The organism is Ramlibacter algicola (assembly GCF_016641735.1).
Classification (GTDB): domain Bacteria; phylum Pseudomonadota; class Gammaproteobacteria; order Burkholderiales; family Burkholderiaceae_C; genus Ramlibacter; species Ramlibacter algicola.
The window spans coordinates 2981989-2994858 of record NZ_JAEDAO010000001.1 but is presented as its reverse complement, the minus strand read 5'-3'; the positions used below and the strand labels follow the sequence as shown (position 1 = coordinate 2994858).

16 protein-coding genes are annotated in these 12870 nt (G+C 69.0%); 6 read left to right on the top strand and 10 right to left on the bottom strand.

The window, feature by feature from the left end:
• Positions 1 to 9 precede the first annotated feature (9 nt).
• Entirely contained in the window at positions 10 to 978 is a 969-nt protein-coding gene (locus I8E28_RS14590; protein ID WP_200788768.1) for a tripartite tricarboxylate transporter substrate binding protein, read from the bottom strand.
• 85 nt (positions 979 to 1063) lie between these two features.
• Between I8E28_RS14590 and I8E28_RS14585 the strand changes: the two genes are divergently transcribed.
• Complete coding sequence (locus I8E28_RS14585) at positions 1064 to 1822, top strand: IclR family transcriptional regulator (protein WP_200788767.1); 759 nt, start codon at positions 1064 to 1066, stop codon at positions 1820 to 1822.
• 93 nt (positions 1823 to 1915) lie between these two features.
• On the opposite strand, the gene I8E28_RS14580 is transcribed toward I8E28_RS14585, so the two are convergent.
• Genes I8E28_RS14580 through I8E28_RS14570 form a run of 3 tightly spaced genes read right to left on the bottom strand, consistent with a single transcriptional unit; the run spans position 1916 to position 3249 of the window.
• Positions 1916 to 2146 (bottom strand): DUF2798 domain-containing protein, encoded by a 231-nt coding sequence (locus tag I8E28_RS14580; RefSeq protein ID WP_200788766.1) that lies wholly within the window; start codon positions 2144 to 2146, stop codon positions 1916 to 1918.
• A complete protein-coding gene (locus I8E28_RS14575) occupies positions 2143 to 2730 on the bottom strand; it encodes a flavodoxin family protein (RefSeq protein WP_200788765.1) in 588 nt (195 codons plus the stop codon). The genes I8E28_RS14580 and I8E28_RS14575 overlap by 4 nt, the downstream gene beginning before the upstream one ends.
• Positions 2731 to 2754: 24 nt before the next feature.
• Positions 2755 to 3249 (bottom strand): DUF2938 domain-containing protein, encoded by a 495-nt coding sequence (locus tag I8E28_RS14570; RefSeq protein WP_200788764.1) that lies wholly within the window; start codon positions 3247 to 3249, stop codon positions 2755 to 2757.
• 81 nt (positions 3250 to 3330) lie between these two features.
• On the opposite strand from I8E28_RS14570, the gene I8E28_RS14565 reads away from it, so the two are divergent.
• Positions 3331 to 3765, top strand: a complete 435-nt coding sequence (locus I8E28_RS14565; protein ID WP_200788763.1) for a helix-turn-helix domain-containing protein — start codon at positions 3331 to 3333, stop codon at positions 3763 to 3765.
• 101 nt (positions 3766 to 3866) lie between these two features.
• Here I8E28_RS14565 and I8E28_RS14560 read toward each other — a convergent pair whose 3' ends face one another.
• The 5 genes from I8E28_RS14560 to I8E28_RS14540 form a co-directional block, all read right to left on the bottom strand.
• Positions 3867 to 5045 carry an MFS transporter gene (locus I8E28_RS14560; RefSeq protein ID WP_200790413.1) on the bottom strand — a complete coding sequence of 393 codons (1179 nt, stop codon included), beginning with the start codon at positions 5043 to 5045 and terminating at the stop codon, positions 3867 to 3869.
• 39 nt (positions 5046 to 5084) lie between these two features.
• Positions 5085 to 5537: a PleD family two-component system response regulator gene (locus I8E28_RS14555; protein WP_200788762.1), complete on the bottom strand. Its 453-nt coding sequence runs from the start codon at positions 5535 to 5537 to the stop codon at positions 5085 to 5087.
• A gap of 222 nt (positions 5538 to 5759) precedes the next feature.
• Positions 5760 to 5900 carry a GIY-YIG nuclease family protein gene (locus I8E28_RS14550; RefSeq protein ID WP_200788761.1) on the bottom strand — a complete coding sequence of 47 codons (141 nt, stop codon included), beginning with the start codon at positions 5898 to 5900 and terminating at the stop codon, positions 5760 to 5762.
• 57 nt (positions 5901 to 5957) lie between these two features.
• Positions 5958 to 6938 (bottom strand): YihY/virulence factor BrkB family protein, encoded by a 981-nt coding sequence (locus I8E28_RS14545; protein WP_200788760.1) that lies wholly within the window; start codon positions 6936 to 6938, stop codon positions 5958 to 5960.
• A gap of 211 nt (positions 6939 to 7149) precedes the next feature.
• Entirely contained in the window at positions 7150 to 7887 is a 738-nt protein-coding gene (locus tag I8E28_RS14540) for a dienelactone hydrolase family protein (protein WP_200788759.1), read from the bottom strand.
• Between the two features lie 126 nt (positions 7888 to 8013).
• Here I8E28_RS14540 and I8E28_RS14535 point away from each other — a divergent pair, with 126 nt between their 5' ends.
• The 3 genes from I8E28_RS14535 (at position 8014) to I8E28_RS14525 (ending at position 10226) form a co-directional block, all read left to right on the top strand.
• Positions 8014 to 8469 carry a YsnF/AvaK domain-containing protein gene (locus tag I8E28_RS14535; RefSeq protein ID WP_200788758.1) on the top strand — a complete coding sequence of 152 codons (456 nt, stop codon included), beginning with the start codon at positions 8014 to 8016 and terminating at the stop codon, positions 8467 to 8469.
• A gap of 2 nt (positions 8470 to 8471) precedes the next feature.
• Positions 8472 to 9422 (top strand): YsnF/AvaK domain-containing protein, encoded by a 951-nt coding sequence (locus I8E28_RS14530; RefSeq protein WP_200788757.1) that lies wholly within the window; start codon positions 8472 to 8474, stop codon positions 9420 to 9422.
• A gap of 114 nt (positions 9423 to 9536) precedes the next feature.
• On the top strand, positions 9537 to 10226 hold the full coding sequence (locus tag I8E28_RS14525) for a hypothetical protein (RefSeq protein WP_200788756.1): 690 nt from the start codon (positions 9537 to 9539) through the stop codon (positions 10224 to 10226).
• Positions 10227 to 10419: 193 nt separating this feature from the next.
• Here I8E28_RS14525 and I8E28_RS14520 read toward each other — a convergent pair whose 3' ends face one another.
• Positions 10420 to 11520: an extracellular catalytic domain type 1 short-chain-length polyhydroxyalkanoate depolymerase gene (locus I8E28_RS14520; RefSeq protein ID WP_200788755.1), complete on the bottom strand. Its 1101-nt coding sequence runs from the start codon at positions 11518 to 11520 to the stop codon at positions 10420 to 10422.
• A gap of 139 nt (positions 11521 to 11659) precedes the next feature.
• Here I8E28_RS14520 and I8E28_RS14515 point away from each other — a divergent pair, with 139 nt between their 5' ends.
• On the top strand, positions 11660 to 12853 hold the full coding sequence (locus tag I8E28_RS14515) for an aminotransferase-like domain-containing protein (RefSeq protein WP_200790412.1): 1194 nt from the start codon (positions 11660 to 11662) through the stop codon (positions 12851 to 12853).
• Positions 12854 to 12870: the final 17 nt, after the last annotated feature.

Below are 12870 nucleotides of genomic sequence, written 5' to 3'. Positions count from 1 at the left end.
TCCTGCTGGTCAGTCGATCTTGGCGCCGGACTCCTTGACGATCTTTCCCCAGCGGGCGATGTCGTCGTGGATCAATTTCGCGAATTGCTCGGGGGTGCTGCCCGCGACGTCGGCACCCTGGTCGCCCAGCTTCTTGGACAGCTCGGGATCCTTCAGCGCCTTGTTGATGTCGGCGTTGAGCTTGGCGACGACGTCCTTGGGCAGGTTCGCCGGGCCCAGGATGCCGAACCACGTGACGGCTTCGAAGCCCTTGTAGCCCGACTCGGCGATCGTGGGCACCTGCGGCAGGTCGTTCACGCGCTGCAGCGAGGTGACGGCCAGCGCGCGCATCTTGCCGCTCTTGATGTGGCCGATCAGCGTGGGAATCGACGACACGTACAGCTGCACCTGGCCGCTGATGACGTCGGTCACGCCCTGCGACGCGCCCTTGTACGGGATGTGCGTCAGCTTGACGTTGGCGGCCTTCTGGAACGACTCCGCGGCCAGGTGGGCCACCGTGCCGTTGCCCGACGTGGCGAAGTTGACGCTGCCCGGATTGGCCTTGGAGGCCTTCACGACATCGTCGAGCGTCTTGAACGGCGATGCCGCGCTGGCGACGATCACCAGCGGCGCGCTGGCGACCAGGCTCACCGGCGTCAGGTCCTTGACCGAGTCGTACGGCAGCTTCGAATACAGGGTCGGGTTGATGGCCAGGTTGCTGGTCTGGCCCATCACCAGCGTGTAGCCGTCGGGCGCCGACTTGGCCGCCGCATCGACGCCAAGGTTGCCGCCCGAACCCGGCTTGTTGTCCACCACGAAGGTGTACCCCGAGGCCTGCAGCTTGTTGGCGACTTCGCGCGTGATGATGTCCGTGCCGCCGCCGGCCGGGAAGGGCACGACCAGGCGGATCGGCTTGGCGGGCCAGCCTTGCGCGAACGCGGTGGTGGTGGCGAGGGTGGCGGCCGCAATGGCGAGCGCTGCACGTCGGGTGATCTGCATCGGTTGTCTCCGGTGGGGAGCCGGCATCGTAGAAGTGCGTTGCGGTGCATACAATGCCGTTTCACACAGCGGACCATGGTGCGGGATGCGCAACGCGAGGACGTCGAAGCAGGAACAGCCGGCCGAGGGCGGCGTCGCCGCCGTGACGCGGGCGCTCTCGTTGATGGAAGCCTTTGCGGTCGGTGAGTCGACGCTCCCGCTCGCCGAGCTCAGTCGCCGTGCCGGCATGCACAAGACCACGGTGCTGCGCCTGGCGCGCACGCTGGCGCAATCGCAGTACATGGTGCAGACCGAGGACGGCCAGTGGCGGCTCGGGCCGGCCGCGGGCTGGCTCGGTGCGCGCTACCAGGCAGGCTTCGACGTCAACAACGTGGTCGAGCCCGCGCTGCACCAGCTGGTGAAGGACACCGGCGAGAGCGCGTCGTTCTACGTGCGCGAGGGCGACATCCGCTCGTGCGTCGCGCGGGTCGAGGGACCGCGGTCCGTGCGCCACAACGTGCGCGTTGGCGAACGCCTGCCGCTGGATCGCGGCGCGCCGGGGCGGGTGATCCTGGCGTTCAGCGGCGCCAAGGGCGAGCCGTACGAAGCGATCCGCGAGCGGGGCTTCCACATCTCGCTCGGCGAGCGCGAAGCCGAGGTGGCCAGCGTCGCCGCGCCCGTGTTCGGCCTGGGCTGGCGCCTGCTCGGGTCGATGTGCATTTCGGGGCCGAGTTCGCGGCTGACGAAGGCGCTGCTGGAGAAGCATGCGAAAGCCGTGATCCGCGCGGCCAACCAGCTGTCGTATGCGCTTGCCGGCAGCCGGTCGGCGCAGACGCCGGCGGCGGTGTCGCGGTGGCACCCGTAGATCGTTGTCATTCCGGCCAAGGCCGGAATCCGTGCGGGGCTCGCGCCCCTTCGCGTGGATTGCGGGTCGAGCCCGCAATGACAACTCCCAGGATCAAGCCCGCAATGACAGGAGGTAGGTCGCACCCCGCCGCGCCATCGGCGCCGCGACCAGCACCAGCGGGAGCGCCACGATCCAACCGCGCACCCAAGCACCCAGCCACAAGCGGATCAACTCGGGGCCATTCCCGGCCGCATGCCACGTCGACAGCCCCGCGATCACCAGTGACATGAACCCGGACAGCAGCGCGGCGGTGAGCAACTGCTCGGCAGATGGCTTCTTCATGCCGCCACCTCCGCTTCCGCCGCGAATGCCAGCCGCTGCAGCGCCTGCGCGAAGTGCATCCCGAACAGGCGCGCACCGCGCAAGTCGCCGGGCGTGAACGCATCGGCGGCCGCGCCGTGCGCCGCTTGCGCCATCAGCCCGGTCCACGAGCCGAGCCGGTTCGCCGCCTGCTCCACCGGCACACCCGAGTGCTGTTCCGGCATCACCGGGTTGCCGACCCACTGCATGCCGTGCTGCATCGCGAACGTGAGCATCGAGATCAGCGTCGACTGCTTGTCGCCTGCGGGCAGCGACGACACGGTGAAGCCCGCGGCAAGCTTGCCGCGCAAAGCCTGCTCGCGCCACAGGCCGCCGGTCGCGTCCATGAAGGTCTTGAACGGGCCCGACACGCCGCCCAGGTAGGTGGGCGATCCGAGCAGGATGCCTTCGTAGCGCGTGAGCAGGCGCGGGTTCGCGATGACGTCCTGTGCGCGCAGCACGTGCACCTGCGCGAGCCCGGTGTCGTCGGCGCCCGCCGCGACGTGGCGGGCGATGTGTTCGGTGTGGCCGTGGCCCGAGTGGTAGACGAGGGCGATCTGGTTCATGAATGTTCTCCTGGTGAGGTGCGCTCAATGCGCGATGAATGCGATGCAGGCGGCGGCCAGGTACAGGCCGATGCCGAACACCGTGTGGTTGGCCACACTGCGCGCGACGTTGCGCAGCGGCGTGGGGGTTTTCGATGCGGCGATGCCGGCGCCCATCGAGGGCTGCATCACCAGCAGCGGTGCAGCGACGGTGGCGAAGCCCGTGAGTAGCGCCGGGACGAGCGTCGGCTGCGCGGTCCAAGGCGTGCCTTGCGTGAGCACGAGCACTGCCGCGAACGCCACGCCGGTCGCGTAGTGCACGGCCCATCCGAGTGCCCGCTCGCCGGGGATCGCCGGGCTGCGCGCAATCTTGTCGTGGCGCACCTGGCCTTTCGCCAGGTGGCCGGCCCAGCGGCCGATGAGCGCGAAGTCCATCGTCGGCACGCCCAGGCGGCGCAGCAGCACCAGCCAGAGGTCCATGACCGCGGTCGCGCCGACACCGATGGCGGCGGCGCGCAAGAGGGTGAGTGAGAGGTCCATCCGAATGCCCTTTCCATTGACGCGAGAGGCGATGGAAGGCACTCTAGAAACTCAAGTCGACTTCAAGTCAAGGGGTGCCGCATGGACATCGTCGAGGTCTCCCGCCGCTCGGGGCTGCCGGCTTCGGCGCTGCGTTACTACGAGCAGAAGGGGCTGATCGCGTCAGTGGGTCGCGACGGGCTGCGGCGCCGCTTCGCGCCGACGGTGCTGGACCGGCTGGCGCTGGTCGCGTTGGGACAGGCGGCGGGGTTCTCGCTGGACGAGATCGCGGGCATGTTCGGCGGGGATGGCAGGCCGTCGATCGATCGCGCGTTGCTGGCCGCGAAGGCGGATGACATCGATCGCACGGTGAAGCGCCTGCGTGCCATGAGCCGCGGACTGCGGCATGCCGCCGTGTGTCCCGCGAAGAACCACATGGAGTGCCCGACGTTCCAGAAGCTGGTGCGGGCGGCGGGGGAGGGGGCGTTGAAGCGGGCGCCCGGTGGCGTGGCCAAGAGGAAGAAGGAGAGGGCCTGAACCCGTCATTCCCGCGAAGGCGGGAATCCATCGCTGTCGTCTCTGCAGCCTCCGTAGGGAAGCGATGGGTCCCCGCCTTTGCGGGGACGACGAATCGGTTGTCAGCTGCCAGCCGTCGCGCGCTGCTCGCGCGCCTGCGTCGGCTTCAACGCCAGCAACGCCACCAGCGCCGCGATGCTCATCCCCGCCGACACTACCAGCGCGCCGGCGCCCCAGCGGTCGATGCAGACGCCGAACAGCCAGGGTGCGAACGCCTGCGCAATGCGCGCGGGCACCGTGAGCAACCCCTGCCGGTGCCCATAGCCCGCCGGCCCGAACAGCGCCAGCGGCAACGTGCCCTTGGCGATGGTCAGGATGCCGTTGCCGGCGCCGTGCAGGATGCCGAACACCATGGCCGCAGGCGCGCCGAACAGCGCCAGAACCGCAACACCGAGCGGATGCAATCCCGCCGCGAGCCGCCCCGACAGCAGCGGATGGATGCGGCTCAGGAACCCGAATTCCAGCAGGCGGGCTGCCACCTGCGACGGACCGATCATGGCGCCGACCGCGACGGCGGTGGCCAGCGTCGCGCCGGCCGCCATCACCAGGCGCGGCAGGTGCGCGGCCATCGCGGTGCTGACGAACCAGGTGGCGGCGAACACGAACGACAGCAGCACCACCGACCGCATCGGCACTTCCGGCGCGTCGTCGACGACCGCGCCCGGCTCCGCCGGCTTCGGCGGCTCTGCCTGCGGCAATGACAGGTTCAGCGGCAGCCCCAGCACGAGATGCAGCGCCGCCCACGCGAAGCACGCCTCGCGCCAGCCGTACGTGGTGGACATCCACGCGCTCAGCGGCCATCCGACCGTGCTGGCGAAACCGGCGATCAGCGTGATGCCGGTGATGGCGCTGCGCGAATCCTTGCCGTACAGCCGCACCAGGGTCGCGAAGCCGCCTTCGTAGAGGCCGGCGCCCATGCCCACGCCGAGCAGCGTCCAGGCGATGAACATCACCGCCGTCGACTGTGCGAAGCCGAGCAACGCCAGCCCGGCCGCGAACACGATGCTGGTGACGCTCAGCACCGGTCGCCCGCCCCAGTGGTCGATCGCGCGGCCGGAGTGCGGACCGAGCAGTGCCGACACGATCAGCGCCAGCGAGAACGCGCCGAACACGGTCGGCACCGACGTCCCCAGGTCGCGCGCGATCGGCACGGCCAGGATGGCGGGAAGGTAGTAGGTGGACGCCCAGGCGAGGGTCTGGGCGGTGCCGAGGACGGCGACGGTGCGGGCGCGGGGCGGCAGCGGGCTCACGACCTCAAGTGTCGCCGCAAACCGCGGCGGTCAGACCGAGTCGCCTGCGTCCTCGCCATGGAGCAATGCGTCGACACGCCGGGCGAGCCGTCCGCCGGCGGCCTGCTCGCCGTAGCGAAGCTGCCAGCGGTACAAGTCGATGAAGCCGTCGCCGCCGACCGCGTCGATGGCGATCTTCACGCTCTCGTACATGGCGTCATCGAGCTGGCCCTCGAGCAGCCGCACCGCGAGGAAGGGGACGTGCTTGAGGGGCGGCGACGCGCGCATCCAGCGCAGCAGGTCGTACATGCGCCCGTCGTCGAAGTGGCAGCCGCACAGCACGAGGGGCGTCTCCGCCTTCACGAGCGCCCTGGCGGCGTCGAACGTGGGTGCATGGGCGAGCCCGAAGCCGGCCGGCAGGTGCTGCCGCAGCAGCGGCATCGCAGCATGGTCGTCCGCCACCACGATGGGTGGGAGGCCCTCCGGATGCTTGGGTGTGGACATGCGAAGAACAGTGTAATGTCCTTGCAACATTCGGCCAACAACATGCCAGTGCGGTGTTGTCATTCCGGCGAAAGGCCGTGCGGCGCTGCCGCGCCTTCCCGGTTGTCATTCCGGCGAAAGCCGGAATCCATGCGGGGCGTTGCCCCTTCGTGTGGATTGCGGGTCAGGCCCGCAATGACAAGGGGAGGGGGTCGTCATTCCGGCGAAAGCCGGAATCCATGCTCAAAGAAGCCCCGGATACAGGTCTTCCCAGCGAGGGTTGCGCTCCTCGATCAGCGCCACCTTCCGTGCCCGTTTCCAGTCCTTGAGCTGCTTCTCGCGCGTCATCGCCGCTTCGATCGACGTGGTCAGGTCGAACCACACCCCTCGTTGTCATTCCGGCGAATGCCGGAATCCATGCCGGATCGAGCATGGCTTCGTTCAGTGCCCGACGATCCACGGCTTCTCCACGGACTTGCCTGGCTCCTTCTTCGACTTCCCCGGCTTCTCCCCCGTCAGCTTCTCCGCCGACTTCTTCGGGTTCTCCTGCACGGGCACTTCGGGCTCCTTCTGCGCGGGCGGCCGGTCGGAGTCGGCGTACGCCTTCGTGAACTCCGCCCCCAGCAGGAAGATCTGCGCGGCGTAGTACACCCACGCGAGCAGGATGACGATCGAGCCGGCGGCCTGGAAGGACTCGGTCATGCCGCTCTTGCCGATGTACAGGCCGATCACCGTCTTGCCGACCTCGAACAGCACCGCGGTGACGAACGCGCCCACCCACACCTCGCGCCAGCGCACGGGCGTCGACGGCATGAAGCGGTAGATCAGCGCGAACAGCACGGTGAAGATGGCCAGCGACACGACGGTGTTCAGCACGTGCAGCAGCGTCTCCCAGCCCGGCATCAGCCCGCCGGCCCAGCCGCCGATCGCGGCCAGCCCCGCGCTCACGGCCAACGACACCATCAGCAGGAAGCCCACGCCCAGGATCAGCCCGAACGACAGCAGCCGCGCGCGCAGCAGGCCCCAGATGCCCGACGGCTTCTTCGATGCCGGCACCTTCCAGATGCGATCGAGCGCGCTCTGCAGTTCGGCGAATACGGTCGTCGCGCCGAAGATGAGCACGGCCACGCTGATCAAGCCGGCGATCAGGCCCTTGTCGGTGTCGCTCGCGCTGGCGATCAGGCCTTCGACCATCTCCGCGCCCGATGCGCCGACCAGGCCGGTGAGCTGCGCCGAGATCATCCCCTGCACCGCCTCCCGGCCGAACACCGCGCCGGCGATCGCGATCACGATGATCAGCAGCGGCGCCAGCGAGAACACGGTGTAGTACGAGATCGCCGCGCCCATGCTCGGCGCGTAGTCGTTGGACCAGGACTTGACCGCCGTGATGGCGAGCCGGAAGAGTTGCTTGGGGGACTTCATCTCGCCCGCAGATTGCGGCACGGCGAGGCAGCGCAACGTCGGACGGAGGCTGAGGTTGAGGGGCGCGGGGGCTGATGAGCTCCCGGTTGTCATTCCGGCGAAGGCCGGAATCCCATGCTCATGCGGCGCTGCCGCGCCTTCGTGTGGATTGCGGGTCAAGCCCGCAATGGCAACGCCCGGGGTCAAGCCCGCAATGACAACGCCGGCTGGCTCAACGCCTCTTCAAATTCCTCTCGAACATCGCAAACAAGCGCTCCCAATGCCGCTCCGCCGAGGATTTGTCGTAAACGCCCTGCCGCAGCGGGAACGTGAACCCGTGTTCCGCGCCCAAGTACCACTCGAGCCGGTAGTTCATCCCCGCGTTCTTCATCGCCAGTTCCAGCGCCGCGGCGTCGGCGGGCGGGCACCACTTGTCGATCTCGGCGCAGCCGACGTAGGTCTCGCACCGGATCTTCGGGCACAGGCGGTGCGGCGAATCGTCCGCGCTCGTCACCATGTTCGCCGGATGCAGTGCGGCGATGCAGGCGATGCGCTCGGGCAGGTCGGCGGCGGCGGCGAACACGAACGGGCCGCTCATGCAGTAGCCCACCGCGCCGACGCGGCTCGCGTCGGCCGCCGGATGCTCGTCGACGTAGCGCAGCATCGCATGCGTGTCGCGCACCACCATTCCGTTGCCCAGCGAGTGCATCAGCTCGAACATCGGCTTCATGCCCTCGGGCGTGCGCTCGCGCAGCTGGAAGTCGCGGCTGCGGCGGTAGTACAGGTTGGGCAGCACGACGAAGTAGCCGACCGACGCGATGCGCCGGGCCATGTCGTGCAGTTCCTCGCGCTTGCCAGGGGCGTCCATGTAGAACAGCACCACCGGGTGCGGCCCGCCTTCGTCCGGATGCACGACGAAGGAGTTCATGTCGCCATCCACGGTGGGCAGGTCGATGTGGTGTTCGATCATGCAAACAGCTTGCCAGACGGCCGTCGCGGCAGGCACGCGGGCAAACACGGAGGGTAGTCCCGGGCCTACCGGCCGCGACAGGGCCAGACGACAGACAAGGCGAATGGCGCGAACAGGATGGCCCCCTTGCGTCGCCCCACCTCCATGCCCTTGCAGAACCCCGCCACCGTCGTTCCCGTCACCGAGGAACGGCTGGAGGTCGGGCGCGAGGTCGTGCAGACGGGGGCCGTGCGCCTGCGCAAGGAAGTCGACGAGGTGACCGCCCAGCTGCGCGAACCCATGGCGGCCGACGTCGTGGACGTGCAGCGCGTGTCCGTGAACCGCGTGGTGGACCAGCCACCGGCGGTGCGGCACGAGGGTGACGTGATGGTGGTGCCTGTCATCGAGGAGCGCTTGGTGACACGCAAGGAGCTCGTGCTCGTCGAGGAAGTCCGGCTGACCCGCCGCCGCCAGACGGCGGTGGTGCAGCAGGACGTGCCCTTGCGGCGCGAGCGCGTGGTGGTCGAACGCCTCGACCCCGGCACCGGACGATGGCGCGCCGACGACGGCGCGGACCCGCAACCCAACCCCCAGGAGCAGTAACCATGCAGACAGTGATCGGCGCATTCGAAGACAGGCAGCAGGCGGAACAGGCCGTGCAGCGGCTGGTGCAGATGGGCATCGACCGCCAGGACGTGCACGTGGAGCAGAAGGACCAGCCCGCGGGCACGCAGCAAACCAAGACGTCGAAGACGGACATCAGCGCCGGCGGCGGCGGCGAGGAGCACCGCGGCTTCTTCGCCCGCCTGTTCGGCATGGACGACGACGATGCCGACGGTGGCTACCGCGAGCATGTCGACACCTTCGGCGAGGCCGTGCATCGCGGCACGTCCATCGTGGTGGTCGACGCCGTCGACGACGAGCAGGCCGAGAAGGCGGCGACTTGCCTGCAGGAGGCGGGCGCGATCGACATCGACGAGCGCGCCAACCAGTGGCGCCAGGAAGGCTGGACCGGCGGCGGGCAGGTGCGCGCGCCCCAGCAGCAGCAAGCCAGCCTCCAGGAGGGGGCCAGGCCGCCGCAGCAGCAGCAAGGCGACATGCGCGAGGGCCAGAAGCTCGACGTCGTGCAGGAGGAACTGCAGGTCGGCAAGCGGGCGATCGAAAAGGGCGGCGTGCGCGTGTTCCAGCGCATCACCGAAAAGCCGGTGCGTGAAGTCGTGCGGCTGCGCGAGGAGCGCGCGTTCGTGGACCGCCAGCCGGTGAACCGCGAGCTGCGAGGCGGCGAGATGGAGGCCTTCAAGGAAGGCTCCGTCGAGGTGCGCGAAATGGCCGAGGAGCCCGTCGTGGCCAAGACGGCGCGGGTCGTCGAGGAAGTGCGCGTGGGCAAGCAGGTGCAGGAGCGCGAGGCCACGGTCGAGGATAAGGTGCGGCGCAAGGACGTCGAGGTCGAGCGCCTGGGCGGCAGCCGCACCGAGCGCGCCGTGGCGTCCGACCGCGACGAGGCGATCCGCAGCGACCGCGACCCGGACACGGGGCTGCCGCGCAACAAGCCTTGACGTTGGTGCGAGGGTAGGCGACCGCCTACAGCCGCTGCCTCGGCGGGACGACTGTCCGCCGGGGCAGCGGCGCTTTCAATGGGGCAAAGCGACGATCGTTCGCAAGGAGCCCCCATGCAAACCGCCATCTGCACCTTCTCCGACCACGCCGCCGCCGAGCGCGCCCGCGACCGCCTGCTGGCCGCCGGCTTCGACCGCTCCGACGTGCACATCGAGCACACCGGCCGCCACATGGAGACCTCGCGCGATGACGACCTGCGCCGGCATGGCGGCGTCGAGCATGAGATCGCGCTGTCCGAGGACGTCGTCGAGCGCGTCACCGGTTTCTTCGGCCGCATGTTCGGTGCCGACCATCCGCACACCGGGACGTACTCGAGCCACGTCGAAGGCGGCCGCTGCGTGCTGCTCATCGACGCCCACCGGACCGGCGACGTCGAGCGCGCCCGCACCGTGCTCGAGGGCGAGCGGGCGGCGCATTACGACGTGATCGATCGCACCGGCGGCCAGCGCATGAGCGACATCCTCCGCGCGGACTCGACGGATATGGAGCCGGCGAGCATGCAGACCAGCAAGGGTATGCCCGGGCACGACGGGTCGTGGACGCATGCCGGCGAGGTGCGCCGCGAGCACGCGGTCGCGACCGGGGATGGAGATCTGGACAACGTCACGCTGAAATCCGACCGGCCTGCGGCGACGCAGGGCGAGGGGATGGATCCGGTCGGATTGCGCTACGCGGACAAGGGCGACGCCGACAAGCCCGCGGTGCCGCGCGATGGGATGGGGCGGACGCGGAAGGACGACTGAGCAACAAGTCCTTTCGTCATTCCCGCGAAGGCGGGAATCCACCGCTTCCGCTGCCTGCGCCTCGATGAACGCGGTGGGTCCCCGCCTCCGCGGGGACGACGGATCGGTTGTCATTCCGGCGAAAGTCGGAATCCATGCGGGGCGTCACCCCTTCGCGTGGATTGCGGGTCAAGCCCGCAATGACAAAGGGCTGTCACCCCCGCGCATGCTCCCGAAAGAAGCGCAGCATCTCCGCACTCGCATCCGGCCCGATCGCGTCGGCGTAGCTTCCTCTTGCACTCCCGCCCGACCAGGCATGCCCTGCGCCATGCACCACCCAGTGCTCGGCGCGCACGCGACCGCCATCCCGATCCGCATGCAGGCGACGCGTGAACCGCCGTCCTTTCGTCGTCCCCGTCTCCGTCGCCACCAGCGCGTCGCTGCCTGACGCGGCTTTGATCACCGCATCGCCATTCGCCGGATGCACGACGTTGTCGGCATCGCCATGGAACACGATCGCCGGCACGGCGAGCACGGTCCCTGCGTTCCTCGGCCCTTGCTTCATCGCAGCCAACCCCGACTGCAGATCCTGCGCCGCCCCGGCCGGCAAGCCGGAATGCACCCCCACTGCTGCGAACAACTCGGGGAACGCAGCGACGAGATTCGCCGCCATCGCACCGCCAGCCGACAGCCCCGCCACATAGACGCGTGACGCATCGATGGCATGCGAGGCGATCACGTCGCGCACCATGTCGGCCAGCAACTGCACCTCGCCGCGGCCGCGCGCCTGGTGGCTGTGCTTGAACCAGTTCCAGCAGCGCTGCGCATTCGCCCGCTGCGCCTGCGCGGGGTAGAGCACGAACGCACCTTCCTCGCGCGCGAGCTCGTTCATGCGGGTGCCGCGGGCGAAGTCGTCGGGGTCCTGCGTGCACCCGTGCAGCATCAGCACCAACGGGCGAGGCTGGTGCGCGGCATCGGGCGGGATGTAGAGCTTGTAGTCCCGGCCGAGCAGGTCGGGGCCGCCGAACCGGCCCGCGATGAAGGCCTCGGGGGTGGGCGGCCGCGCGGTCGCGTCATTCGCGCCTTCTCCGTCGTTCCCGCCCCTTTCGTCATTCCCGCGAAGGCGGGAATCCACCGCGTCCCTCCCCGGAAGCGCCAGGTCGCGCACCTCCCGGGCCTCGACGTCGATCACGTCGTTGGCCGGCGTGGCGCCGTTTCCGAGCGCTTGCTGAATGGCGCGTGTGGCGCCGGTGAGATCACCAACGCGGGTGAGGCGCGTGGCTTCGCGAATGAGGTGGTGGAGGTTCGGCGGCATCAGGTCCTTGCAAGCAATGATCGGGCCGCCCCATGTGCGAAGGCGGCGACAGGGAGGGCAGGTGGGGGTGCCCCGCTGGAAGGGCAACCCGGCGTGCGGCCACAATGGCACCCAAACGTATCCAGACCCTGTCATGCCCCTGACCTTCGCCCCCCGCCTCGACAACGTCGAAACCAGTGCCATCCGTGAGCTGTTCAAGCTGCTGGGCAAGCCCGGCATCATCAGCTTCGCCGGCGGCTTCCCCGACAGCGCGATGTTCGACGTCGAAGGGCTGCGCGAAGCGAGCCAGAAGGCGCTGGCCGAGGAGCCCGGCGGCGCGCTGCAGTACGGCGCCACCGAAGGCTACGAGCCGCTGCGCACGCAACTGGCCGCGTTCGAGCGCAGCAAGGGCGTCGACGGCCTGGAGCCGCAGCAGCTGATCGTCACCACCGGCAGCCAGCAGGCGCTGGACCTGCTGGGCAAGACACTGGTGGGCGAGGGCGACAAGGTGATCGTCGAAGGCCCGACCTTCCTGGCCACGATCCAGTGCTTCCGCCTGTACGGCGCCGACGTGCAGTCGTGCCCGATCGACGCGCACGGCGTGGACGTGGACCGGCTCGAGGCCATGATCCGCGAGCACAAGCCCAGGTTCGTCTACCTGATCCCCACCTTCGGCAACCCGAGCGGCGCGCTGCTGTCGCTGGAGCGGCGCAAGCGCGTGCTGGAACTGGCCGTGAAGTACCAGACCTTGATCGTCGAGGACGATCCCTATGGCGACCTGTACTTCACCCAGGAGCCGCCGCCGCCATCGCTGCTGGCGCTGTCGAAGGACGTGCCCGGCTCGCGCGAGTACCTGGCGCACTGCGGCAGCCTGAGCAAGGTGCTGTCGCCCGGCCTGCGCGTGGGCTGGCTGGTGGCGCCGCCCGAGTTGCTGGCCAAGGCGACGATGTGCAAGCAGTTCAGCGACGCGCACACCAGCACGTTCGCGCAGGCGACGGCGGCGCAGTATTTGAAGTCGGGGCGGATGCCTTCGACGTTGGCCAATGTCCGCAAGGTCTATGCGGAGCGGGCTGCGGCGATGGGCGAGGCGTTGTCTCGCGAACTGGGCGACGCGGTCACCTTCACGCAGCCGCAGGGCGGGTTGTTCTTCTGGGCGCGCCTGAGAGGGGTCGGCGGGAAGATCTCGGATGCGGGGGAGTTCGCCAAACGGGCGATCGAGAACGGGGTGGCGTTTGTGCCGGGGGCGCCGTTTTTTGCCAAGGATCCGGATCGATCAGCCTTTCGGCTGTCGTTTGCGACGGCGGATGTTGGGAAGATTGAGGAAGGAATCGTGCGACTAGCGCGTGCGATCTGAGCTCGCCAATCAGGGGA